This is a genomic window from Prosthecobacter fluviatilis, assembly GCF_055388355.1.
The window spans coordinates 6,424,671-6,449,430 of the sequence record NZ_AP043782.1 but is presented as its reverse complement, the minus strand read 5'-3'; the positions used below and the strand labels follow the sequence as shown (position 1 = coordinate 6,449,430).

Sequence of the window (24,760 nt, the reverse complement as noted above, 5' to 3'; positions counted from 1 at the left end):
ACCCGCACGTTCATCGCGCAAACACACGCCCTGTGCGGGGATCAAGATGATCCCCCTCCGGCGGAAAGGGATCGTCCCGATCCCTCACGCTCCCGCCACACCCAGCACTCCCCGCACTCCCCACCACCCCAGCACGCACGTTCATCACGCAAACACACGCCCTGTGCGGGGATCAAGATGATCCCCCTCCGGCGGAGAGGGATCGTCCCGATCCCTCACGCTCCCGCAACACCCATCACTCCCCACCACCCACCGTTCAATGTTCAATGTTCCCCACCCGCCTCACACCCTCACCACACTCTCGATCTCCCCCGCCGCAAACACGTGCCCGCCCAGCGTCAGGCGCAGCGGCCTGCCCGCACCGGCCGCCGCTGCCTCCTCCGCCACACGCAGCAGTCCCTCACGCTCGCGCAGCTCACCGCGCAGCTGCACACGCACCGGCTTTCCCAGCGGCACGCCCCAGCGTTGTTCAAAGGCCAGCCGCGCCGCCTCCGCCTCGCCCTTCCAGCGCGCAAAGCCGTCCTCCCCCGCGTGCACCGGCAGCTCCGCGCTGCGCCGTCGTGCTTCTTCAGCCGCCTTCTCCGCAGCCATCTCGGACTTCCACGCTGAGTAGCCGTCCGCCTCCGCCACTGGCGGCGGCGCCTGAAACAGCTCCAGCCCCTCCGTCACCTCCGGCTTGGGCACAGGCCCCGTCTGCAGACTCTGCAGCTGCCCTGCCACCGCCCACGACCGCTCCGCAAACAGCGGCAGCACCGGCAGCTCTCCTTGTTCATCAGTCATCTCGGCCATTCTCCATCACACATTTCGTCCTTCCCAGCTCTGCAGGTTCAGGAAACAACTGTCAACCATCGTCAACAACCGTAAACCACCGTCAACTCCGTTTAGGCCGCCCGCGTCACACGCTTCCAGAAAAAGTCCAGCTCACGCGCCAGCACGCTCATCACCTGCGCAGGCGTGGCCTCCAGCGCGCCGCTTTCCGCCTCCTTGATGATCCGCTGCATCGCATACAGCGCCGCCACGTTCTGCGAGTCCAGGTGGATCACATCCACGTGCTTCTTCAGCTCCTCGCCAAACGCCGTGCTGTGCTGCAAGATCGCCCAGCTCTGCTGCTCACGGTCCGTCTTGAAAGTCGTCACCTTCAGCCGCGGCACCGCCAGCCCGGTGGACTGCGCGTCCTGGCTCAGCTCCGCCAGCCGCCCGGCGGCAAAGCCCGCCAGCGTGCGCCAGTAGGAGCCGTCCGCGAAATTCGCCAGGCCAAACACCACCTCCAGCCCCTGCAGCGACCAGCACATCGCATACCGCCCCGTCATGCCCGGCAGCTCATGCTCGCTGAAGCGCACCAGCGGAAAGCGCTTGCCCGCCAGCCGGATCAGGTCCGCCAGCTTCGTGAAATCCAGCGGCAGAGACACCGCCTCCGCAGCCATCTGCAGCCTCAGCGCCTCATACCTCCCCAGCAGCGCATCGCGCTCCGGGTTTGGCGGCGGCACAAAGGCCGGTGCCGCAGCCGCAAAAGCCGGGGCAGGCAGCTCCGCCACCGCAGCCTGGGCATTCGAGGCCGCGGCAGCCCCCAGCACATCCGCCAGACGCTCCGCCACATTTTTCGCCCCCTGGCTCTCCGCCTTCGCAGGCGGCGTGCTCGGCTGCCTCAGCTTGCCCAGCATCTCACGCAGATTTTCAAACGCCCCCGCAGAGCTCGGGGAGAACTGCGCAGGAGCCTCCTCCGCCGCATCCTCCTCCTCACCGCTCGCCATGGCCGCAGGCGGCGGGTGCATGCCGTTCCCGTTCAGCCCCGCAGGCGGCGGCAGCAGCGGCGCCTCATCCTCCTGCGGCAGCGCCGGCGTCGGCTCCGCCAGCCCCTCCGCCATCAGCTTCATCTGCACCGCCGTGCCCGTGTCGAAAATCGAAATCTCGCCCGGCCGCTCGTCCTCAGCGCCCTCGGCCATCAGCGGCAGCCCCCGCTCCTCCGCAGCCAGCCCCAGGGCAGAGACGCCCCCCGTCACAGCGGGCGGGGCAGACGGCGTCTGCTGAAAAAACTCCCACTGCTTTGCCGCATGGCGCAGAAACGTACGCGCAGACACCGAGCCCAGCGGCCGCCCCATGAAGTAGCGCTTCACATCCAGAAACACCGCAAACTCACGCCCCAGCTCTGCCGCGATGCCCGCCTGCTGCAGCCTCAGCTCCAGCAGCGTCGTCGCCTCCGTCTCATTGATCCCCCGCAGCAGCATCTGCGAGGCCGTCAGCCGGTCCTCCATCGCGCTCGGCAGGTGGTGGCCAAACGTCGCCTGCCACACATCCTGGTTCAGGCTCAGCACCACATTCACCCCGTCCATCTCAGACATGTCCAGCAGCAGCGTGGCGATCTTCAGCCCCGCCTCCGGGTTCCGGTAATACGCGTCCAGGTGGTCCACCAGCAGCACCACCGGCCGCCACAGGCCCAGCAGCCGCAGCCACGTCACCGGCCCCTCGTTGCTCTCATCTGCCGCCAGCATGCGCAGCACCGCCATGTGGGAAAGCCCCCCGTCCAGCGCGTGGTTCAGCATCGCATTCACCCACGACTCCAGCGCCGCTGGGATCGCCGGCACGCGCCTCATCGCCTGCTCCGTCATCGGCCTGCGCAGCTGCCCCTCAAAGCGCCGCACCCAGTCGCCGATCAGCCTCGCGCCACCGTTCACATCAAACACCTCCACAGGGTCGCCGCTCAGCACCCGCAGCGCCTGCTCCGGGTTCGCGCATGGCAGCGTCCCGTTCTCGATCAGCCGCCGCACCAGCGACGCGCACACACCCGCACAGGCCTCTCGCAGCTTCGTCCAGCCCGCCCGCGAGGCCTCCGCACGCGCCATCGCCTCCAGCCCGCGCACCGCCACGGCGGAAAGACCGATCTCGTCCTCCAGCCGAAACGCCAGCGGCACCAGCACCACCTGCCCGTTTGCCGCCGCCGCCAGACGCCCCAGCAGGTGCGTCTTGCCATAGCCCGCACGCGGCGCCGTCAGCATCAGCAAAGGCTGCCCGCCAGCGCGGCCCGCGCTGCTCTGCCGCTCGTCGATCGACGTCGTCAGCAGCTCCAAAATGTCACCGTTCATCCCCGGCACCGAGCGGTTTTCCGCCACTCCAAACGGCCCTCCGCACACATCATCCGCAAACGGGTTCATCATCTCCCCCGGCGACCCTGCGGAAGGCAGGCCCGGAGCGAACGGCAAAGAGTTGAGAGATGTCGATTCTGGATTTTCCACAATTAATCCGACTTCAGAGTTCTGATTCAGGACAGATTCAATGATATTTATGCCAAATCATACTCCGCAGAAAGTAAGATTTTTGACAGTGATGTTATTCTCGAAAACGAGAATAACCACATCTCTCGATAGAACGCCTCCCACCATCCCTCGGACACTCCTCTGCGGAGGAGGGAGACCATCCATGATGAATTCCAGCAATGGAAAAATCATCCCTCGGACACTCCTCTGCGGAGGAGGGAGACCATCCTGGTCCCCGGCTATGGCACTCCGCGCCAAACAACCAGCCACGGCGCAACGCAGCGCCATTTGGACTGCGGTTGCGAAGTGAAGAATGAACGAAGCTACCGCTTTCGACGGCCAGGACGGCGGGAGCAGCACCCAAAGCCCACCGGATGCGGGAGATTGCCGGCCTTTCCCACCTCGCAGAACTCACGCAAGCCCTGGGCCACTCGAAAGCGGTAGCTCCACTCGTTCCTCGTTCCGCAACCGCACTCCAAAAAATCATCGGCCCGCCTGCAGGGCCATCGCGCAGGCAGTGGAGCAATCAAGACGCCCGCATCACCTACCGCCCCGCAGCCCCCAGCACCCCCAGACGCTTCAGGTACCACCTCAGCCCCGCCGTGTCATCCTCACGCCTCACACGCAAACGATGCCCCTCTCCCGTCGCCGAATAGCGCGCACTCGGAATCTCAAAAGCCTCCCGAAAGTCAGCGTATTCCTCCTGGGTCAGCTCACGCGAAAGCGGAATGGCTGAACTGCCCTTTTCCAGCAGCCAAACTGGAGACATCACCCAAATGAGGACCAGCAGCGCCGTGATCCCATGCCTCCAGCGCGCCAGTCGCGTGCGAGCAAAAAACAGCGACATCAAGAAAGCGCTGGCAAGCATGAGCCACGGACTGGCTAGCACGACCTCAGCACCCGGGATGCGCAAAGCCGCAGCCTGCCCGCCATAGATCGCCGCAAAATCACCCGCAGGCATGAAGAGAAGCAGCGGAAGGATGAAATCATCCCACTTCCAGGGAAACTCTTTCGACGATGGCCGCTCGGCATCCATGCTCACGGCAGGCAGCCTACCAGAAAACAGCAGCCCGGCAAAAGCGAAGCTCAGGAAGTACGACAGACATTGCCTCACTCCGTTCGCCCTGCGGGCAGCCTTCGGCTGGCTGCCTACGCTTCGCTCCGGCTCCTGTCTGTCGGTCAGTGCTACCGCCAGCCCCACAACCCGCCGTCAACCAAACACCACGGCGATGCCATCAAAAACTCTTCCGCACCTCCTGCCACTCCTCCCAGCAGCGCTGCGGGTCGATGTCCTTGTACCCGCGCTCCGCATCGATCTTCTCCGCCACATCCCTCGGCACCGCCGCCGCCTTGCAGCCATTGCGGATCTCGATCACCTCCGCCTCCGTCAGCGGGCTCCCCTTCTCCTGCTCCCTGCTCACCAGGATCGAAATCAAACTCGGGATCGGATAAATCAGCAAAGGCTCGGAATCACTCATGGCGTCGGCGGGAAAAGATGCGCCTCCTTTTCACTCAACCGGGAACGGGTCAAGCCCCAGAATCACATCATGATCCGCTTTCTTCACCTCCATGAAAAAGGGGCGCCTTCGTGAGCATTTGCCTCAATCCTCGGTGACAAGTTCCACTCGTTTGATCACAGGCGTCCTGGGGTCAGAGATGTCCACGGTGAAGGAATAGACCGCCATGAAATTAGGGTCTTCATCTACTGCGAGAGTCTTGATAAGTGCGCCCGTGCCTGCCGAAAACTGAAGGGTGCTGCGGCCAGGCCAGCCCTGAAAGTTCAGGTGCCATCGTGACCGAAACCCTTTGAAGCGCGGGATCATGGCCTCGATCACAGGAACCGTGTCCGGCAGCGTGACCGCGGCGAAGGCCTCCGGCATTTCCAACGTGCCTTGCAGGCGATAAACAAGGAGATGCGTGTAAAACCGCTCGGAGAACGACAGGGCCACCGCCGATCCATCGGCGTTCCAGTGCGCCCTGATATGAGTGCGGAGTGGTTGGGGGTCGGACTCGGGATCTGCCGCATACGGAAACGTCACAAGCACCCGGTTGCCTGCACTTGCGACAATCTGGACGTTCGGCGAGTCCTCAAGAAGAGGATCGGTCTCTTTGGCCCGATCATGAGTGAGGCGGATGACAAACCTCCCATCGGGCGAGGCCGCATTAGGAACCACCACGGGTTCGGCCGCAGTCAGGCAGGCAAAAGCAACGAACAGGTGCAAGGCAGTGATAAAAAGTGCTTTCATTTCAGTCAGTCATTGAATGCCGGCGGCCGGGATTGGCAGAGATCGCAAAGCGCCAGAAACCTCACCCCACGCTTCACCCCGGGCAAGTGTCTTCGACAGCGTGAACCACGACCAGAACAGCGGCAGCACAAACACCCCGAGCCAGAAGAAGTCCCGCCCGCGTGAATCTGCCGCTTCTGCAGGCCGCTGCGCTGGATCAGCCGCGTTCATGGTTCTTTTTCCTCCACACTCAGCCAGATGCCCTTCGCCGTTTCAGCACTCATGGCAGCATGACAGGTGGAGAGTGAAAAAGCAGATCCATGCTGTGATGCACCTCTTCATTTTTTCAGATCCTTCTCGATCAGCCGGCTTCGGGCATAGGTCACATCAGCAAGCTTGCCAGGAAACCTCCGCCCGATCTCATCCAGCAGCGGCTCCACTTTCTCCTTCGGAAAACGCCCCGAGCCCAAGGCCATGATGGCAATCTCTTGCATGTCCTTGTTGTGATCCATCGTGTTCACGATCGTCCGCGCCCCAGTGGCAATGTCCCGCACAAACTCAAACGATCCCTTTTCCACCGCCAGCACATCCGTCGCCGCCTGCTCAGCCTCTTTCTCTGAAACCAACCCCTCGCCTGCATCGGTCGCCAGATCCAGTCTGCCCTGCATGTAGAGCCGGAAGCGGATCGTCGCAGGCTTGCCCTCCTTGGGCTGATGCCCGTTGATTTTGCAGAAGCAGTCCTTCTTCACCTTCATGCGGCCATAGCTGTTGCCGCACCAGCTAAAGGCATGCGGCTGCACCCGTACCCAGGAGCCATCCTCCTTCCGCGTCTCCAGCTTCAGATACACATCCCCATCCTGCGAGCCCAGCACGATGTCACGGTCGCTGCGGTTGATCAGGTAAACATCCACGTCCTGCCCCTTCACCGCCCGCGCGTAATCCGCAAACAGCGTGACCTTCCCCTCCGTGCTCGGGATTCCGCCCGGAAGCTTCGCCAGCGGCTCTCCCGCAGGCCGTTGATTCGGAATAAACTCAAAGGGATCAGCCGCAAAGCTCCCCACGCCGCACAGCATCACCATCATCAGGACCATCAGGGTTTGTCGCTTCATAAAGGCATCGGGTTGGTTTTGACCGCCTGACTGCCAGCCACGCACCCCGTGGAGCCAGTCTGATTTGAATCGAATTCCCCTTCATGAAATCGGAAAAGCCGCCGCAGGTCAAGCTCCTGCGCTCCCGATAATCCGCCCCTGCAAGCCCCCTTTCTCCATCCCCACGCCATGGCCCGCCCCCTGCTCCCCATCCCCACGTGGTGACCGCGCTCCCACCTCCGGCCCATGTACCATTTTCAGTTCCCATTTTGCAGTTTGCAGTCCTTCCCGCCACGACTCCATTCTCCCCGGGCGTTCCCTCCCTTTTCCCTTTCACTTACCCCTTTTCACTTCACCCTCCCCATCCATCGCCCTCTCCCCGCAAAGAACACCCCTCCCCCGCGCGTTAAGCTTCCATTCCACGCATGAATCTCGCCCTTCGTCCCGCCACGCATGCAGCTCTGGAGCGTTTCCGCCGCCGCCGCCAGAAGCTCCTGCAGTTCCGCGCCCTGCTCTGCGCCGCCGCCATCGCCCTCGCGGCCTTCGCGCTCATCGCCCTGCTGGACCGCGCGTGGTTTCTTCCGGACGCGCTTCGCCCGTGGCTCACGGTAACAGCTTACCTCGGCGCTGCCTACGCCGCCTGGCGCGTGGCCTTGCGCTTCATCGCCCAGGCCAGCGGCAAAGAAGGCACCGCCAGACTCATCGAGGCTGCTGAGCCTGCTCTGCACGAGCGCCTGCTCGCCGCCGTCGAGCTCGCCGATCCCAAAGGCGGCGTGAACGTGAAGGACTCCGTCGAGTTCCGGGAAAAGCTCCAGGAAGATGTCGCCTCCGCCCTCGAAGGCATCGACTGGGCCGCCCGCCTGCCCACCCGCGCGCTGCGCCCCTGGTTCATCGCCCTGGGGTCAGTCGCCGCCGTCATCCTCCTGCTCTGCCTCGTACCCGGCCTGCACCTGGGCGGCTTCATGGCGCGCGCCGCGCTGCCATTCGCGAATCTCGAACGCCCCGCCTCCGTCAAGATCCGCATCCTCGAGCCCCTCCAGGCCAGCGCCCTCGCCCCCATCGGTTCGGAGGTCCCCCTCATCATCGAAACCGAAGGCCCGCAGCCCGCGCTGGCCACCCTGGAGTTTGCCGTGGAGGGGTCCAAGCCCCGCAAAACGGAACTCTCCGCCGTCGGCACCGCACGCTTTGAGGGCGTCATTCCCGTGGGCCAGACAGACCTCCGCTACCGCGTGCATGCCGCCGATGCCATCAGCCCCTGGCGCACCCTCAGCGCCCGCCCGCGCCCCCGCATCGTCGAGTTCACCAAGACCATCATCCCCCCCGCCTACTCCGGCTGGCAGCAGTCCAAATCCACCGCCGACCAGGGCGACCTCGAAGCCCTCGACGGCTCCACCATCAAGCTCACCCTCAAGGCCAACCAGCCCCTCTCCAGCAGCGACTTCGTCCTGAACCCGGACCTCCCCGAGAAACAGCCCCTGCCCTCCGCCACCACGCCCGAGGGCCTGCTCACCGCAGACATCGCCGTGCAGGTCGCGCACAGCTCCTGGCAGGTCACCTTGAAGGCCAAAGAAACCGGCTTCACCAATGAGGAGAGCACCCCCTGGCGCATCACCACCATCCCCGATCTCCCCCCCACCGCGCAGATCACCGAGCCCGCAGAGCAGATCGAGCTCCTGCCAGATGAAGCCGTCCGCCTCGCCGGACTCGCCACCGACGACGTCGGCCTCGGTGCCCTGAAGCTCGCCCACGCCATCAACGGTGCCGACTGGGCCGAGCGCGACCTCCAGATCGCCAAGGCAGCCAAGGAGGCCCCCGTGCAGACGCTCCTCCCCCTCGCCCCCCTCGGCGTGAAGCCCGGAGACGCCCTCCTCATCAAGCTCATCGCCACCGACCTCAAAGGCCAGAAGGCCGAGTCCCCGCCCGTCCGCGTCATCATCCTGGAGCAGACCGTCGATCCCCGCCAGCGCGACTGGGCCGAAAGCCAGCGCCGCCTCGCCCTGAAGGCCGAGCGCCTCGACGAGCAGGCCCGCGAGCTGCGCAAGGAGCTCGACAAAGTCCGCAAGAGCGAAAAGAACGCCCGCAAGGAAAGAGACCCCGACAAGGCCAAAGACGAAGCCGCCAACGCCCTCGCCGCCGCCCAGGAAAAGCTCGAGCAGGTCAAAGCCCAGTCCGAAGATCTCTGGAACGCCCTCAAGGACGCCGCCCGCGACGCCCCCAGCCAGCTCGATGCCGCCGAGGCCCAGCTCCTGGGCAAAAAGCTCGCCCAGCTCCGCCGCGAGCAGCTCCCCACCCTCGAAAAGCTCAACGCCCCCGAGATCGAAAACACCGATCCCCTCAAGCGCGCCGCCAGCGAAGCCGCCAGCCACGCCAGCGTCATGGCCGATGCCCTCCGCGCCTTTGCCGCCGAAGACAGCGCCAAGATCGCCGCGCAGGAGTCCCAGCAGCTCCAGCGCCAGTCCCGCATGCTCACCGAGACCTCCCTCCAGGCCAATCGCGACGCCGACCAGCGCCCCAAATGGCAGGAGCAGCAGCGCGCCCTCATGGCCCAGGCCAAGACCTTGCAGAAAGACCTCGCCAAGGTCGATGAAACCCTCAAGGGCCGCAACCGGGGCCAGCTTCAGGAGGTGGACAAACGCCTCACCGAGACCTCCGCAGACCTCGCCAGCAGCCTCGACAAGCCGGACCAGACCAAGAGCCCCGAGCACCTCTACGGCGCCTCAGACAATCTCCGCAACCGCCTCCAGCAGGCCGCAGACATCAGCCGCGGCATCGCCGAGCAAACGGCCAATGAGGCCCAGCAGCGCCGCGAAAACCTCAACCGCCAGGACACCCCCGCCCTCGCCAAGCTCGAAGAGGCCCGGAACTACCTCGCCGTGGCCGAAAACGCCACCCGCGACCCACGCCACAACAAAAAAGTGGACCAGGACGGCCTCACCCCCGCCGAGAGAGCCCAGAAGCTCCTCACCGAATCCGCCAAACAGCTCCAGGACCAGGCCGAGCTGCGTGAGCAAAATCAGGCCACCAACACCCAGGCCGCGCTGGACATGAACCGCGCCAGCCGCGCCGTCGACGAGCTCGCCCGCCAGACCGCCGAGGCTCAGAAGCACCCCCTCCCCACCCAGGAAGAGGCCGAAAAAGCCCGCCGCAGCAATGCCCCGCCCTCGGAGGCCACCAAGGCCATGGCCGCCGTCAGGGAGCAGGCCGCCCAGCTCTCCCAGGCCGCACGCGCCCTGGAGGCAGACGCCCTCGCGCAGGACGCCGCCCAGGCCCTGGAGGCCGCGCAGGCAGAGGCCATGCGCCCGCAAAACCAGCAGGACCTCCCGCAGGCCGCCGCCCAGGCCCGCGCCGCCGCCGAGGCCCTCCAGCAGCTCCCGGACAAGATCAACCGCGCCCGCATCGCCGAGGCCCTGCAGCAGAAAGACCCGCAGGCCGCCAACACCCTCCGCCAGGCCGCCCAGCAGGCCAGCGAGACCTCCCGCAACGCCGCCGAGCAGAGCAAAAACCTCGCCCGCGAGGCCGCCCAGCAGCAGCCCGGCCAGCAGCTCAATTCCCAGCCCGCCCAGCAGGCCACCGCAGACGCGCAGCAGAAGGCCAATGAACTCACCGCCCAGCTCCAGCCGCAGGTCGATGCCGCCCGCGCCCAGCTCGCCGCCCTCACCCCCGAAGTCAGCGAGATGATGAAGCGCGTCGCCGCAGACCTCAAGAAAACCCAGCAGGAGACCCAGACCGCCGCCGACGCCGCCAAGGCTGAAAAGCCCGTGGCCGAAGTCGCCGAAAAAGCCCAGGAGCTCCGCCCCGAAGCCGCCGAAAACGCCGAGAAAATGGCCGCTCTCCAGGCCGCCCTTCGCCAGGAGGCGAACGCCTCCGACCTCACCAAGCAGGCCGAAGCCCAGCTCGCGCGCACCGCCGACGTCGCCCTCGCGCAGATGCAGCAGAAGACCCCGCAAATCGCGCAGAATTTGAAGCAGGCCGCCCAGGCACAGCAGAGCAAGCCGCAGGCCCAGGCCCTGCAGTCCGCCGCCAGCGCCCAGCAGCAGACCGCCCAGGCGCTGGAGCAGCTCGCGCAAAACATGCAGAAGGTGGAAAACGGCCAGCAGCTCACCGAAGCCGAGCAGGCCGCCATGCAGCAGATGGAGCAGGAGCTCGGCGTGCAGGAGCCGCTCGATGAAGCCTACGACCGCGCCAAGCAGCTCGCCGAGATGGCCCAGGACGCCACGCAAAATCCCCAGGCCGTGCTTGAGGCTCTGGAGAAAGAGCTGCCCAAAAACCAGGCCATGCAAAAAGCCCTCGCCGACAACGCGCAGGCCACCGCCCAGCAGGCAGAGCAGGCCGTCGCCAAGGAAACCCAGCAGGCCGTGCAAAACGGCATGGCCCAGAAGCAGGCCGCCAATGATCTCGCCCGCGTCTCCCGCCATCAGCAGCGCCTTGGAGACAAGGAGGCTGCGCAGCAGACCGCGCAGGCCAGCAACCAGCTCCAGCAGGCAGGCCAGCAGGCCGAGGCCACCCAGGCGAATCCCGTCCCCAATCCCCAGGCCGCGCAGCAGAGCCAGGCCAGCGCCGCCCAGGCCGCGAAAGCCGCCGAAGCCACCGCCAGCAAAACCTCCCCACCCATGCTTGCCTCCCCGCTGGAACAGCTCCAGGGCCAGATGCTCGCCCAGGCGCTCGATCAGCTAGACGCCCAGCTCCACCCCATGCAGAGCGGTCAGCAGCAGCAGTCCCAAAACGGCCAGCAGCAGCAAGGTCAGCAGCAGCAGGGCCAGGGCCAGCAAAACGCCCAGCAGAGCCTGAACAACGCCCAGCAGGCGCAGCAGCAGAGCATGGCAGACGCCCGCAACCAGGGCCAGGCCCCCGGCCAGAAGCCCGGGCAGCAGCAGGCGCAAAACCAGAAGCAGCAGGGTCAAAATTCCCAGGCCAACTCCGCCGAAGGCGGCAACCAGGCCACCCAGCTCCAGGACGGCGTCCTCGGCGAAGGCACCATCCTCGTCAAAGGCGACTGGGGCCACCTTCCGCAAAAGATGGCCGACGACCTCACCGAAGCCACCAGAAGCGAAGCCGCCCCCGAATACCGCGCCGCCATCGAAAGCTACTACAAGGCCATTGCGGCAAAGGCGAAGCGCTAAAGTGGAATGAATGAAGTGCCGATGAAGCAGCCGGTGTTGCCATTGCGGCACCGCACCAGACAGCAATGTTCAAGCAAAAAAATTAAGCCTTGCTTGCCAGCATCAGGCGGGAGCGACAAGCTGTTGCGCCCATTCCATCATGAGCACTGAAGGACAAATTTCCAAAATCAAACTCCAAGGCTACAAATCCGTGAAGGAGTGTGATCTGAAATTGGAGGCGCTGAATGTACTCATCGGACCCAACGGTGCAGGAAAATCCAACTTCATTGGGTTTTTCAAACTGATCCAACAAATGCTGGAAGGGAACCTTCAAAGGTTCATCAGCAAAGGCGGCGGCCCGGAATCCTTCCTCCATTTCGGACGAAAAAAAACGGAACAACTCAAGGCGGAAGTATACTTCGGCAACAATGGCTACAAATTCGCCCTGGAGCCCACACTGGATAACCGAATGATGTTTGCCGAAGAGAGCTTGTGGTGGAACATGCACGGTGACTGGATGCCTGCATCAGGACATTTCGAAACCGAAGTGGAACGTGCAAGCAGGACACCTATCTATAGGTACACGGTGCCCATGATGAAGCAGTGGCGTGTGTATCACTTTCATGACACCGGGGACACCGCCTTGGTGAAACAGCGGCATCTGCTGAATGATCAAAGTTTGCTCAGGCCTGACGGCAGAAATCTCGCAGCCTTTCTAAATCATCTGCAACAGGCACATTCCGAAGCCTACGAACGGATTGTTAAAACGATCCGACTTGCAGCTCCATTTTTCGGTGATTTCCGACTCCGCCCATGTCCGGATAACACAGAACAGATCGAACTCGAATGGTCGGAGAAGGGAGAAGACATCCCCTTTAAGGCTCTGCATCTGTCTGACGGCACACTCAGATTCATCTGTCTAACCACCGTGTTTCTTCAGCCTGCTGAACTCCAACCGGAAACGATTATCGTCGATGAGCCTGAGCTTGGACTGCATCCTTACGCCATCAAAATCCTGGCTGCGTTGATCCGCTCCGCCAGCAAAGAGAAGCAGGTCATCATCTCGACTCAGAGTGTCACCCTGCTCAATGAATTCGAACCCAAGGACATCATCGTTTGTGATCGAAAAGCAGGGGCCAGCGTGCTCCGAAGAGTTGAAGAACACGAACTGACTGAATGGCTGAAAGAGGAATACTCTTTGGGCGACCTATGGCAGAAAAATATTCTGGGAGGCCGTCCATCGCGATGAAACGGATCCATATCATCTGCGAAGGACAGACCGAGGAAACCTTTGTGAATGAAGTCCTGGCACCTTATCTGGAACGTCGTGAAGTTTTCCCGGCTGCGTCTCTGGTTGGCAAACCGGGACACAAGGGTGGATTCGTGACGACTGAGCGCATGACGCGGGACATCAAACTGAGGCTTCTAGGAGATCGACAGGCATGGTGCACCACTTTTTTTGACTTCTACGGACTCGATGCTGATTTTGTCGGCAAACAGGAAGCGACACAGCGCCGCTCGCATGAAGAGAAAGCTGAAATCATCGAAAGTTCTTTGCGATCCCATGTCCTCCAAGAAACGAACGACGGCGTGATCCAGCGCTTCATACCTTATGTGCAAATGTATGAATTTGAAGGTCTGCTTTTCAGCGATCCTGCCCGGCTGGCATCTGGCATCTTCGAGCCACATCTTGAGCCTGAGCTTGCTTTGATCAGAAACAGTTTTGGTTCCCCCGAAGAAATCAACGACAGCCCTCTGACCGCTCCCAGCAAGCGCATTCTGAAGCTCATGCCAGGTTATGAAAAACCGCTCTACGGAAGCCTTGCGGCCATCGAAATTGGCATTGATGTGATGCGACAGGAATGCAGCCGTTTTGACCAATGGATTCAAAAAATGGAGACCGCAGGAGGCGAATGATCCGCTTTCACAGTGATTGATGAAGCCCTTCCTCCTCCTCGCCACCTCCCACACGCCCGATGGCGCGGAGCTGACACTGCATTCGCACGATTCGCATTTCTACCTGCGCGTGAACCGTCAGCCCCTCATGGGCACCAATGCCTCCGAGTCCGAAAAAGTCCTCGCGGAGCTGGCCTGCGCAAAACTGCATGGCGGCACACCCCGCGTCCTCATCGGCGGCCTCGGCTTTGGCTTCACCCTGCGCCGTGTTCTCGAACTCATGGGCCCCGCTGCGCATGTTCAAGTCGCCGAGCTTCTCCCGCAGGTCGTCGCCTGGAACCGCGAGTTTTTACGCGAGGTCAACGGCGCCCTGATCGACGACCCGCGTGTCGAGATCACTGTGGGCGATGTCTTCCAGGTCATCTCACGTGCCCCCGGTGGCCACTACGACGCCATCCTGCTCGATGTGGACAACGGCCCCGTCGCCATGGTGCAGGACGGCAACGCACGCCTCTACCAGACCCAGGGCTTTTCCGCCATCACCCACGCCCTCAGGCCCGGCGGCCGTGTCGCCTTCTGGTCCGCCAGCACCGACCACGCCTTTGCCAAACGCCTCGCCAAAGCAGGCTTCAAAGTCGAGACCGTCGCCGCCAAAGCCTACCCACAGGCCAAACGCTGCACGCACACGATTTTCGTGGGAGATCGGAAGTAGTTTCGAGCTCTGGCGATTTCCAAAACGGATTGCCGGACAGCCACGCTGAGTGGCATTCGATGGGGCGCCCCCAACTCAGCGCTTGCCGGTTGCCTGGCCGTAGGATGGGTGTGGCGACAGCCCGCCCGTCTGCCAGCGCACAGCAAACACCATGACGTACGAACATCCTCACAGTCGGACAGTTTGGCGGTGCGATCTCAAGTCTGGAACAAACGCAGCGCACCAGACACATCCCACACACACTCGCCGGAGCGAATGCATGGCGATTCGGAAATCCGTTTTGGAACCCGCCAACGCATGGAGAGACAAAGCGCCCCCGGCTTCAGCTCATTTCAGGACTCTACTCCACTCCGTGCCGTCAGACCGCCTCAGCGTCTGCCCGTCCTGCGAGATGTGGAAATGCTGCACGTCGTTGTCCCCCTTCACCACGACGGCCTCGTCGTCGGACTGCACCATCCATTTGCCATCCCACGGGCGCACCACCCAGTCCTCGTGCCAGCGTCCGTCCTCGAAAAACTCCAGTGTGGAGTCACCGCGCTTCCAGTGCGTGTGCTGCCAGCGCGCCTTTCGGGCGGCGTCCACCTCCTCCTTCGTCACCGCCTTGCGCAGCGCCACCAGCGAGGCCTCCGGCTGCGGGCGGCTCTTCAGGCGGCAGTACCGCTGGTCACCGCTCCCCGGCCAGTTTTGAATCAAAAACCCGCTGTGGTCAGCATTGAAAATCAGCGTGCGCACCTGCGCCATCCGCAGGGTCCGGCCGTCCGTCACCACAAAGCGGTGCAGCTGCCTCTCATCCGGCGCTTTGAAAAAGCGGAACTCGCGGCCACTGGCGCGGAACGTCACCTCCGCGATCTCCGGCTCATTCTCCGCCTTGCTGAAGCTCCACGTCGTTTCATCCAAATAGTCCAGCAGCTGCTGCGCGGTCATCTGGCTGTCTCCGGGCAGCGGACCGCCTGCGGGCCGCTGCGTGAAATCATCCGGCAGGCGGCGTACCTCCGCCTTCAGCAGGCGTGTCGTCACTCCGCTGGGGCAGAGCAGATGCCCCAGCCCCACACGTCCGTCGCGCATCCGTTTCAGCGGCGGGAAAGGCTCCAGCGTGTCATAGGCCGTGCAGTCGTTGTACACCTTGCAGCCGTTGACCGCGTACGTGATGCGCCCGTCGTGGCAGGTGATTTCAATTTCAAAACGCCCCACACCGTCCCCCAGCAGCGCATCGTCCACCGTCGAGTCAAACTTCCCGTCCAGCATCTCCACCCGGCTCCCAACTTTTTCGAACTGATGCACGCAGCTCACCCAGCGCGCCGACTCCTCATCGCGTCCGTAGCCAAGCATGACCCCCATGCCCGCCTCCGCACGCGCCCCCTTGACTTCAAACTTGCCGCGCATCTGAAAATCATCTCCCAGCCGTCCGTTGTGCAGCAGATACGCCGAGTCCCCCGTGCCCACGTTCGTGAGCACGCCTGCCATGGTCGCAGACCAGTTCCCCTTGTCGATCTGCCAGCACAGCAGCCGCGGCTCGATGTTCAGCGAGACCCACCCGCCCTTTTGAAACTCCTGCTCAAAGCGCACCGTCGCCAGCCGTGAGGCCACCAGGTCATTGTCCTGCCCGCCCGGCTTCGCCAGCAGCTCTTCATACAAGCCGGCCGCCTCTTCCAGTTTTTTGGCCTTCCACGCAGACTGCGCCTTTTCCCAGCCATCCTTCAAATCATGGGCATACAGCTCCGACTCGCCGCGGATGTCGCGCTCGTTCGTTTTGAACGGCAGCATCACCAGGATGGCAGGCCGCTTGAACCGCTTCGGCTGCGATTTGAGCACCTCCGTGGCCCACTCATACGCTTCACAGGCCCAGGCATGGATACCCAGCATGGACAGCGCGTTCTCCCGCTGCTCCTCGTTGCGCGCATCCTTCACCCGCTGCTCGGAGAGCGCCAGCGTCGTCTCCTTCACCGCCACATCCTTGAACACCGCGCGCCCCATGCCGGAGTCATCCAGCACATCCGCGAGGATCTTGAAAAAGTAATACGGCACCTGCGTGTCATAGCGGTGCGTGCGTGCGCACATGATGCCAAAGTCCAGCATCTTCTCATGGCTCCCGCCCCAGCGCGGCAGCAGGCCGTTCAGCCACGCCCTGTAGGCGGGCAGGCAGTCAAACTGCGCCGTCAGCGCCCGGTTGAACCACTCCGCGCTTTCTTCTTCCACCGCCCTTCGCGCCACGATGCTGATGTCCAGCATGTTCGTCGCCGGCTGCGGATACTGCGGCTTCATCTCCCAGGCCGCGCGGAATTTCCCAGCCGCCTGCTTCATGTGCTGCTCAAATCCCACCCACCCTTCCGGTTTCACCCCGCTGGCCCAGTCATGCCCTCGCTCCAGCCATGCCTTGCGCAGCTCAAAGGCCCCCTCCAGCATCAGCCGCGCATACGCAGACTTCAGCGGCATGCGGCAGATCTCCGCCACCTTGTTTTCATCCGTGGTGAAGACCTCCTCATAAAACAGCGGCACCAGATTCTCCGCCAGCACCTCCTCGTCCTCCTCCAGGTACGACTGATCCTGCAAAGAAAGCCACGCGGCGTCCATCAGCGGCCTGTCATACGTCTTGTCGCCCCCGCGCTGCCCCGCATCGCGGCGGATGTCCTCATACGTCACGATCAGCAGGTAGCGCACCACCGGCAGGATCGTCTGCGCCAGCCTGTGGTCGTAGCCGCGCTTGAACGCCTGCGTGCATGCCTGGAAGTCCCGCGTGCTGTCATGGATGGCCCAGCACTGCAGCCAGCACACCAGCGGATCATCCATCCCCCGCTTGATCAGTTCCGCGCAGTCGCTGGCCAGGTTTGCAGAGCTGTAGCTGAAATCACGCTCCGCATGATTTCGCAGCAGCGGAATGCCGCGCCGCACCACCTTCAGCGCCAGCTCGTTCAATTCAGCGCCCTGGCCCAGCCGCGCCACAAACGGCTGGATGCACGCGCGCTCGCACCACGCCAGCCACTTTTTCTCGTAGTCCACCGCCAGCCGGCTGCCCGCCGTCTGCGCCAGCTCCGGCAGATTGCTCCGGTCTTTGGTAAACTGGGCCGACGCGCCGATCGCCATCAGCGCGAGAATGAACAGGCAGGTCTTCATGGTGGATGGCAAAGACTCATCATCCCACCCGTCCGGCAACTTGAAACTTGGGCAGCCGCCCCGACCTACGGCACCACCTCCACCGGCGTGCCCACATGCACCTCCCGGAAAAATTTCTCCGCCATGTGCCCCGGCAGGCGGATGCAGCCGTGAGAGGCCGCGTAGCCCGGCAGGTAGCCCTGGTGCATCCCCACGCCGCCGTAGATCCGCATGAAGTAGTACATCTTGGCCCCCTCAAACCGCGTGCCCGGCGGGCGCGGGTCCTTGCGGTTGTCGATGTTCTGCATGATCACGTTGCCCTGGTAGTCCTCGTAGTCGCCGTAGATGGACGACTTGTGGTCGATGTCCTTTTCCATCACGCGGTAATGCCCGGGCCGTGTGTCATAGCCCTCCGCCCCGGAGGAAATGGGCGAGCCCCCCGCCAGCTCCCCGCGCTTGAAGAGGTACACCATCTGCTCGCTGAGATTGATCACCACGCTCGGCCTGCCCGTCATCTCATCCGCATACCAGAAAGAACCATCATTCGATCCAAACAGCCCCGTGACCCCGTTCCACACAAAGCGCGAGGCACGCGGGATCTCGTGCGTCACAAACCTCCGGCTGTAGTGAAAGGCGTTGTTGCCCGTGGTTTGGACGGTGTTGCAGCTGGCAAGGCCGAGAGAAAAAAGGAGAAGCAGCCGGAGTGACCTCATGCACAGCAGCAATGCCGCCGGGATGGCAAAAAGCAACGCGCGAGAGATTAAAGTTTCAGCCCCTTCTCACCCGTCCCTTTTCGCTTCCCCTTCATTACGGCTTCACCAGGAAGAAGGCGCGGAAGGCGTCCAGCAGCGGCAGGTTCGTCACCTCCAGCCCGGTGGTCTCATCCACCCACTGGGACTGCGCATTGAGCAGGTAGTTCTGGTACACCGCCGTGGTGGCGTCCGTGTCCCCGCTCCACAGGCGCAGGCGTGAGCCCGCGGCAAAGGGCAGCGTGCCCGGAGCCTGCGCCGTGGCCAGACCCGTGCCGCGCAGCGTGGTGCCCGCCGTCTGCGGCAGCGCCAGCGCCGTCGTGCGCACCTCGCCCAGCAGCGTCAGCGTGGCTGCCGTGCTGCGCACCTGCACCAGCATGCCCGTCTGCGGCGGGATGATGCGCGCGGCGTCGTTGGAGAGCGCGGCGTCGCCATCCCGCACCCACTGCGCACCGGAGGCCGTGGCCTGCAGCCAGTCGATCTGGAACTGGCCGCTGGCGCTGTCAAAGAACATGACGCGGTCTGCCGCGTCCGCCGTGGCGGCAGGCTGCAGGCTCGTCACCGGCAGCAGCGCACCCAGCGTCCAGTGCGGACGCAGGCTGATGCGCGCACCCGCCAGAGTGCTGTCGGCGCTGGTGCCCAGAGTCAGGCTCGTGGCGGAGGCGGCGGCGTCCACCTCATACGTGCGGCCCTTCAGCGCACCGCTCAGCACTTCCACATAGTAGCTCACACCATTCTGCAGCACCGTGCGGATGTCTCCGCTGCCCAGGCTCAGCACCACCGTGCGGTCGCTCACAGAGCTGACCTGGCCGGTGCAGATGGCAGGCAGCAGCAGCGGCATGGAGAGCGAGGCACGGCCCGCCGCAAACGGCATGCGCGCCCAGCCCTGCACCGCCGTGGTGGCCGTGGCCTCAGGCGTGCCGTCCAGGTTGGCGTCCAGCGCCACCTTCAGGCGCAGGAAGCCGCGCGCCGCACCGTTGAAGGCGGCCTCCACGCCGCCGTAGCGCAGCGTTTCGGTCTTGTCGGCATTGGCCGTGGTCACAGGCGTGAGGGACAGCGCCGTCCAGGTGCTGAGATCGCTGCTGGCTTCCAGGATGTAGCGCAGGTCCGCATGCGTGCCCGCAGGCCGTGTGAGCACGGCGTCGATCGCGCCCGTCACCGTGTTGTCCACCAGCGTGAAGCGCGCAGCCCCCAGGCCGCTGCCGCCCGCCGTGCCCAGCGCGTACTCCAGCAGGTTGGCCTGCCCGTCCGCATCCGGATCATCGTTCGGGCCATTGAGGCCGCCCAGGCTGTTCTGCGTCTGCCATGCCGTGAAGGTGGAGGCGCTGTCAGTCGTCGTCGTGGCCGGGTTCGTCGCCAGGTTGCGCTTCACCTCCACCGCATTCGGCGCGCCCGTGCCGCCCAGGAAGCCGAAGTCCACCGTCATCATGCCCGAGTCATCCGCAGCGTCGTCCATGAAGGCCTGGAAGCCGTTTTCACCCGTGGCGGAGGTCACGCTGCTGTTCAGCGGCATGGTGCCGTAGGCCAGGTTGATGAGCCCGGAGGAGATGCCGGTGGCGTCAGGCTGCGTGGCGTCGCTGCCGTTTTCATCAAAGCGGTCGTCCTTGTTCGTGTCGGCGTTGGTCGTCAGCTGCACGTTGCCCGTGCCTGCCACCGAGGTCATTCCATAGAGCGGCGCACCTGCGGCAAACATGCTGGCAGGAATATGCACGTAGTAGGCCGCCGGAGAGGTGGCATACAGCAGGTAGGTGCCGTCCGCCGCCGTCACAGCCTCGGACACCGGCGTGTCCGTCACCGCCTGCGCCTGCTGGAAGAGCCGCACCGTCACGCCGGAGAGCGGCACATCGATGCCCGACTCATACGTGCCGTTCAGGTTGGCGTCGCGGAAGACCAGGTTGCCCACCATGATGGCCTTGGCCTTCAGCCCCAGGTCGATCGTGAGGTCGATGTTCGCGTCGTCCGCGTTGTCGCTGGCCTTGTCATAGCCCGCCTCGCGGCCATCGGCATCCGTCGGCAGCGTGCCCGCCACCAGGGAGAATCCGGCGGTGACCGCCCCCGTGGTCTCAGGGCTGGAAGCAGGCTGCGCGTTCTGGTTCACATTGTCGTCATTGCCGTTCGTCGTCAGCGTGCTCGGCACCAGGAAGTTGAGCACACTGCCCGCGGCAAACTGCGCGGCAGGGATGCGCACCTTGTAGCTCTGCGGAGACACGGCCGGCGGCGCATACATGAGGTAGCCGCCGTTGGCATCCGTCGTGGTGCTGACCACGGCGGTGTCCGCGCCGCCCGCGCCGTCATTGTACACCAGCTCCACATTCACGCCCGCGAGGCCCGTGTCCACGCCCGCCTGGTATTTGCCGTCCGCGTTGGCGTCACGGAAGACCAGGTTCCCCACGCCCAGGCGTGTGGCAAAGCCGAAGTCGATCGTCAGGTCCGTGTTCGCGTCATTGGCGTCGTCCGACGTGCCCTGGAAGCCGCCCTCCTGCGCCCCCGTCGGCGCGGCATTCGCCACCAGCGTCACCGGCCTTGCCGTGATGCCCACCTGCTCGGGGTTCTGCGAGTCGATGCCGTCCTCGCCCAGGTTGTCGTCCCCGGTCGTGGTCTGGCTGCCGCGCAGCGACATCATCTTGTGCAGCGGCCCCGGACCCACCGGCCCGCCGTTGATGCTGATGGAGGCCTTGAAGTTGTCCGCAGCCACATGGACGGTGTAAATGCCCGGGCTCAGGTTGGTGAAGAAGTAGCGACCGTTGGAATCTGTGACCGTGCTGCGGATGTAGCTGGTGGAGCCCGCCGTGCCGCTGCCTGCATACAGCAGCATCCACACGCCCGGCACCCCTTCGCCCGCGTCCGCCACGCCGTTGTTGTTCACGTCGTTGAAGACCAGGTTGCCGATGTTCATCAGGCTCGGCAGCGTGCCGCCCGCAAAGCCCATGTCCACCGTCAGGTCCGCATCTGCGTCATTGTAGGTGTCCATCGAGCTGAGGAAGCCCGCCTCGCCCTCCGGCTCCGTGCCGTAGGCCAGCGCAAAGACCGTGGAGTTCACGCCCGTGCTCGCCGGGTTGGCGGCGTCCAGGCCGTTTTCGTCCACATCATCATCCTTGCCGTCGTCACCGCCAAAGCCGGACACCGGGCTGGTGCCGTAGAGCGCCGCACCGCTGGCAAACTGCGAGGCCGGGACCTGCAGGAAGTACTGCCCTTCCTCATACGTGTTCAGCAGGAAGCTGCCGTCGATGTTCGTGGTCGTCTCCATCACCGGCGTGCTGGTGGCCGGATTGTCACCCACCTTGAAGAGGCGCACCTTCACTCCCGCCACGCCAAAGTCCTGGCTGTCGTAGCGGCCGTTGGAGTTCATGTCGCGGAAGATCAGGTTGCCCACGCTGAGCGGCTTCGGCGCAAAGCCCAGGTCCACCGTCAGGTCCTCGTTGGCGTCGTCAAAGTCATCGCTCTCGGAGTAGTAGCCCGTCTCCGTGGTGGCCGCCGTCGGCGCATTGTTGGGCACCAGCGTAAAGGCCGGCGTGCGTGCGCCATCCGTGAGCACACCGCCCGTGGTGTAGCCGTCCTGCCCGGCATCATCGTCTCCGGCGGTGGTCGTGGGCTGCGCGTAGCCAGCGGGTTTTGAAGGCACCAGGTTTGCCAGAACGCCGCCTTCCTGGAAGTTGCTGGCAGGGATCTTCACATAGTAGCTGCCCGGCGCCACGCTGAAGCTGTACTGGCCCCCGCCATACGTCGTCGCCCTGCCCACGGCCTTCGTCGCGCTGGCGCTGCCGGACCACAGCTCCACGGTGACGCCGTCGATGCCGTACTCCGTGGCCGGGTCAAACAGGGCGTCGTTGTTCAGGTCGTTGAAGATCACATTGCCCACGCCCGAGCGCGGCACAAAGCCGAGGTCGATGGTGAGGTTTGTGGACGCATCATTGATGTCGTCGCTGCTGCCCTGGTAGCCGGCTTCCTGGCTGCCCGTCGGCGCATTCGTCGGTGTCAGCTCAAACACCGCCGTCTGGATGCCGTTGATCGCAGGCGTGCCGTCGTCCAGGCCGTCCTCACCCAGGTTGTCATCCCCGATCTGCGTGTCCAGGATGCTGGCGTAGCCGTAGAGCTGCCCGCCAAAGTCAAACTGCCATGAAGGCACGCGCACAAAGTAGCGGCCCGGTGCCAGATCGGCAAAGAGGTAGCTGCCGTCAGAGTTCGTGGTCGTGGTGGCCACCGGCGCATCAAACGGAATGAACGCACCCTCCTTGTACAGCTCCAGCGTGACACCGCCCACTCCTTCGCCGGCATCCGCACGGCTGTTGTAGTTCACATCCAGGAACACCAGGTTCCCCACCGCCACGGAGCGGAAGAAGCCGAAGTCGAACGTCAGGTCCGTGTTCGCGTCATTCACATTGTCCATGTAGGCATAGCCGCCGTACTCACCCAGCGAATCCGTCGGCTCCTGCCCCGGCGCCAGGTTGAAGGCCGCAGACTCCACGCCCGTCATGGCCGGATCTTCCACATCGATGCCGTTCTCGTCGGCGTTGTCATCCACGCCGTTGTCCGCGCCGTCTCCCGGCAGCGAGCGCCAGCCATAGAGCGCCTTGCCTGCGGCAAATTCAGACGCCGGGATGAAGACCTTGTAGTCTCCCTCCACCAGGTTGCTGAACATGTAGGTGCCGCCGTTGTTGGTGTACATCGTGGCCAGCGGATTGGCCGCATGCACGTCCGCAGCCGCGTTGAAGAGCTGCACCTTCACGCCGTCCACGCCTTCACCGGCGTCATAGAAACCGTTGCCGTTGAGGTCCGCAAACACCAGGTTGCCCACGCCCACGCCGTTCGGGTTGTTGGATTCAAAGCCGAAGTCGATCGTCAGGTCAAAGTTGTTGTCGTCAAACGAGTCGATGTCGTTGAACGCGCCGCTCTCGCCCGTGTCGTCCGTCGGCTCTGTGTCCACCGCCAGCGTGAAGACCGCGCTGCTGATGCCGTTGAGGAACGGAGAGGCGTCATCGATGCCGTTTTCACTGCCCGGCACATCGTCATCCAGCGCCGCCGAGGCGCTGCTGACGCCCGCCAGCGAGGTCAGGCCGTTGAGCGAACGCCCGGGCTCAAACTCCGAATACGGAATGTGCAGCACATAGTCTCCGGCAGGCAGCGCATTGAAGAAGTACTTGCCGCCGCTGCTGGTGATCGTGCTGAAGAGCGGCACGCCAAAGCCCGGCGTCTGGCTGCTGCGGTAGAGCTCCACCGTCACTCCGTCCACGCCTTCACCCGTGTCCGCCTTGCCGTTCTTGTTCTTGTCCACAAACACCAGGTTGCCCACGCCCACAGGTGTCTGGAAGCCGAAGTCGATCGTCAGGTCGATCGCCGCGTCGTTCTGGTCGTCAGACGTGTACTCAAAGCCCGTCTCACCGCTGTCATTCGTCGGTGCGTTGCCAGGGTAGAGGCTGATCACCAGGGAGGACACGCCGTTGTCCGTCGGCAGACCGTCATTCACACCGTCTTCGCCCACGTCGTCATCCCCCACCAGACCTTCGAGGATGCTGATGCGCTGGTACAGCGGCGCCCCCTCCTGGAACTGCGAGGACGGCACATGCACCAGGTAGTTGCCCGGGCGCAGGAAGTTGAAGCCGTAGCGGCCCGCAGAGTCCGTCGTGGTGATGTCCAGCGGATTGTCCACCTCGGGGAACTGCGTGTCCGTGTAGATCTCCACCTTCACTCCGGGGATGCCCTCGCCCGTGTCGTAGTGCCCGTTCGAGTTGTTGTCCGCAAAGACCATGTTCCCCAGCGCCACCGGGCGGAAGAGGCCGATGTCCTCCGTGAGGTCTATGTTGATGTCATTGAGGTCCGTCGAGGAGTCAAAGCCCGTCTCAGTGCCGTCGTCCGTCGGCGCCTGGTCACGGATCAGGTTGATGATGCCCGTGCTCACGCCAGTGATCCACGGCGTTTCGGAAGGCAGCGCATCCTGGCCGGTGTTGTCATCCCCCGCAGCAATGACAGGCAGGCTGTAAAGGCCGCGCAGATTGCCCGTGACCTCAAACTGGTAGGCCGGCAGGTGGATGAAGTACTGGCCCTGCCACAGGTTGCTGAAGAGGTAGAGACCGCCGTTCGCCGTCACCGCCGTGGCCACCGGCGTCGTCACACCCGCCGTGTCTCCCCAGCGGTAGAGCTCGATGGTCACACCATCACGGCCTTCGCCCACGTCAAAGCGGTTGTTGCCGTTGTCATCCACAAACACCAGGTTGCCGATGCCCATGATGCCCGGCTCCACAAAGCCGAAGTCCACCGTCATGTCCCCGTTGGCGTCCACCGTGTAGTTGTCCAGCTCGCCGCCAGGCGCAAACTCCGCACCGGAGCTGCCATTCCCCACAGGCTCGGCGCCAGGTGTCAGCGTGATCAGCGGACTCTTCACCACCGTCTTCGGCCCGCCCGGCTGGCGGCCGCTGTCATCACCGTCGATCTGGTCATCCAGCACGGACGAGATCGGGCTGCTGTACCCGCTGCCCGCCAGCGGCAGGCCATCCACAAAGTTCGACTCGGGGATCTGCACCTGGTACACCCCCGGAGCCTGGCCGGAGAAGTAGTAGAAGCCCTTGTTGTCCGTGTAGGTCCAGCCCACGAGGAATTCCGCACCGTCGGCCGAATCGCCGTTCACATCCCTCCACAGCTCCACACGCACCCCG

14 protein-coding genes (1 of these 14 running past the window's edge) are annotated in these 24,760 nt (G+C 63.9%); 4 read left to right on the top strand and 10 right to left on the bottom strand.

Going from position 1 to position 24,760, the window contains the following annotated elements; translation table 11 throughout:
- Positions 1-282: 282 nt before the first annotated feature.
- From ACZ5WW_RS25275 to ACZ5WW_RS25245, 7 genes are all read right to left on the bottom strand, one after another.
- Entirely contained in the window at positions 283-780 is a 498-nt protein-coding gene (locus ACZ5WW_RS25275; RefSeq protein ID WP_377171395.1) for a hypothetical protein, read from the bottom strand.
- A 101-nt stretch (positions 781-881) separates the two neighbouring features.
- A complete protein-coding gene (locus tag ACZ5WW_RS25270) occupies positions 882-3,197 on the bottom strand; it encodes a DnaJ family domain-containing protein (RefSeq protein WP_377171397.1) in 2,316 nt (771 codons plus the stop codon).
- 598 nt (positions 3,198-3,795) lie between these two features.
- Complete coding sequence (locus tag ACZ5WW_RS25265; RefSeq protein ID WP_377171399.1) at positions 3,796-4,293, bottom strand: hypothetical protein; 498 nt, start codon at positions 4,291-4,293, stop codon at positions 3,796-3,798.
- 193 nt (positions 4,294-4,486) lie between these two features.
- The gene (locus ACZ5WW_RS25260) at positions 4,487-4,729 is read right to left on the bottom strand and encodes a hypothetical protein (RefSeq protein WP_377171401.1); all 243 of its coding nucleotides are present in this window, start codon (positions 4,727-4,729) and stop codon (positions 4,487-4,489) included.
- 123 nt (positions 4,730-4,852) lie between these two features.
- Positions 4,853-5,497 carry a hypothetical protein gene (locus tag ACZ5WW_RS25255; protein WP_377171403.1) on the bottom strand — a complete coding sequence of 215 codons (645 nt, stop codon included), beginning with the start codon at positions 5,495-5,497 and terminating at the stop codon, positions 4,853-4,855.
- A 9-nt stretch (positions 5,498-5,506) separates the two neighbouring features.
- On the bottom strand, positions 5,507-5,707 hold the full coding sequence (locus tag ACZ5WW_RS25250; protein ID WP_377171405.1) for a hypothetical protein: 201 nt from the start codon (positions 5,705-5,707) through the stop codon (positions 5,507-5,509).
- Positions 5,708-5,814: 107 nt separating this feature from the next.
- Entirely contained in the window at positions 5,815-6,585 is a 771-nt protein-coding gene (locus ACZ5WW_RS25245) for a hypothetical protein (RefSeq protein WP_377171406.1), read from the bottom strand.
- 404 nt (positions 6,586-6,989) lie between these two features.
- Between ACZ5WW_RS25245 and ACZ5WW_RS25240 the strand changes: the two genes are divergently transcribed.
- The 4 genes from ACZ5WW_RS25240 to ACZ5WW_RS25225 all read left to right on the top strand — a co-directional run bounded on the left by ACZ5WW_RS25240 (position 6,990) and on the right by ACZ5WW_RS25225 (position 14,271).
- Complete coding sequence (locus ACZ5WW_RS25240) at positions 6,990-11,684, top strand: hypothetical protein (RefSeq protein ID WP_377171407.1); 4,695 nt, start codon at positions 6,990-6,992, stop codon at positions 11,682-11,684.
- 139 nt (positions 11,685-11,823) lie between these two features.
- Positions 11,824-12,912 carry an AAA family ATPase gene (locus ACZ5WW_RS25235; protein WP_377171409.1) on the top strand — a complete coding sequence of 363 codons (1,089 nt, stop codon included), beginning with the start codon at positions 11,824-11,826 and terminating at the stop codon, positions 12,910-12,912.
- A complete protein-coding gene (locus ACZ5WW_RS25230) occupies positions 12,909-13,580 on the top strand; it encodes a DUF4276 family protein (protein ID WP_377171411.1) in 672 nt (223 codons plus the stop codon). The genes ACZ5WW_RS25235 and ACZ5WW_RS25230 overlap by 4 nt, the downstream gene beginning before the upstream one ends.
- A 19-nt stretch (positions 13,581-13,599) precedes the next feature.
- A complete protein-coding gene (locus ACZ5WW_RS25225) occupies positions 13,600-14,271 on the top strand; it encodes a spermine/spermidine synthase domain-containing protein (protein ID WP_377171413.1) in 672 nt (223 codons plus the stop codon).
- Between the two features lie 327 nt (positions 14,272-14,598).
- Here the strand turns inward: ACZ5WW_RS25225 and ACZ5WW_RS25220 are convergent, their stop codons facing one another.
- From ACZ5WW_RS25220 to ACZ5WW_RS25210, 3 genes are all read right to left on the bottom strand, one after another.
- Positions 14,599-17,382 carry a hypothetical protein gene (locus tag ACZ5WW_RS25220; protein WP_377171416.1) on the bottom strand — a complete coding sequence of 928 codons (2,784 nt, stop codon included), beginning with the start codon at positions 17,380-17,382 and terminating at the stop codon, positions 14,599-14,601.
- A gap of 65 nt (positions 17,383-17,447) precedes the next feature.
- The gene (locus ACZ5WW_RS25215) at positions 17,448-18,074 is read right to left on the bottom strand and encodes a L,D-transpeptidase (protein ID WP_377171418.1); all 627 of its coding nucleotides are present in this window, start codon (positions 18,072-18,074) and stop codon (positions 17,448-17,450) included.
- 94 nt (positions 18,075-18,168) lie between these two features.
- A protein-coding gene (locus tag ACZ5WW_RS25210; protein ID WP_377171420.1) for a putative Ig domain-containing protein crosses the window boundary here: on the bottom strand, positions 18,169-24,760 show its end. The gene runs 23,996 nt beyond the window's last position; 6,592 of the gene's 30,588 nt are visible here — the last part of the coding sequence; the start codon falls outside the window, past its right edge; it ends in the stop codon at positions 18,169-18,171.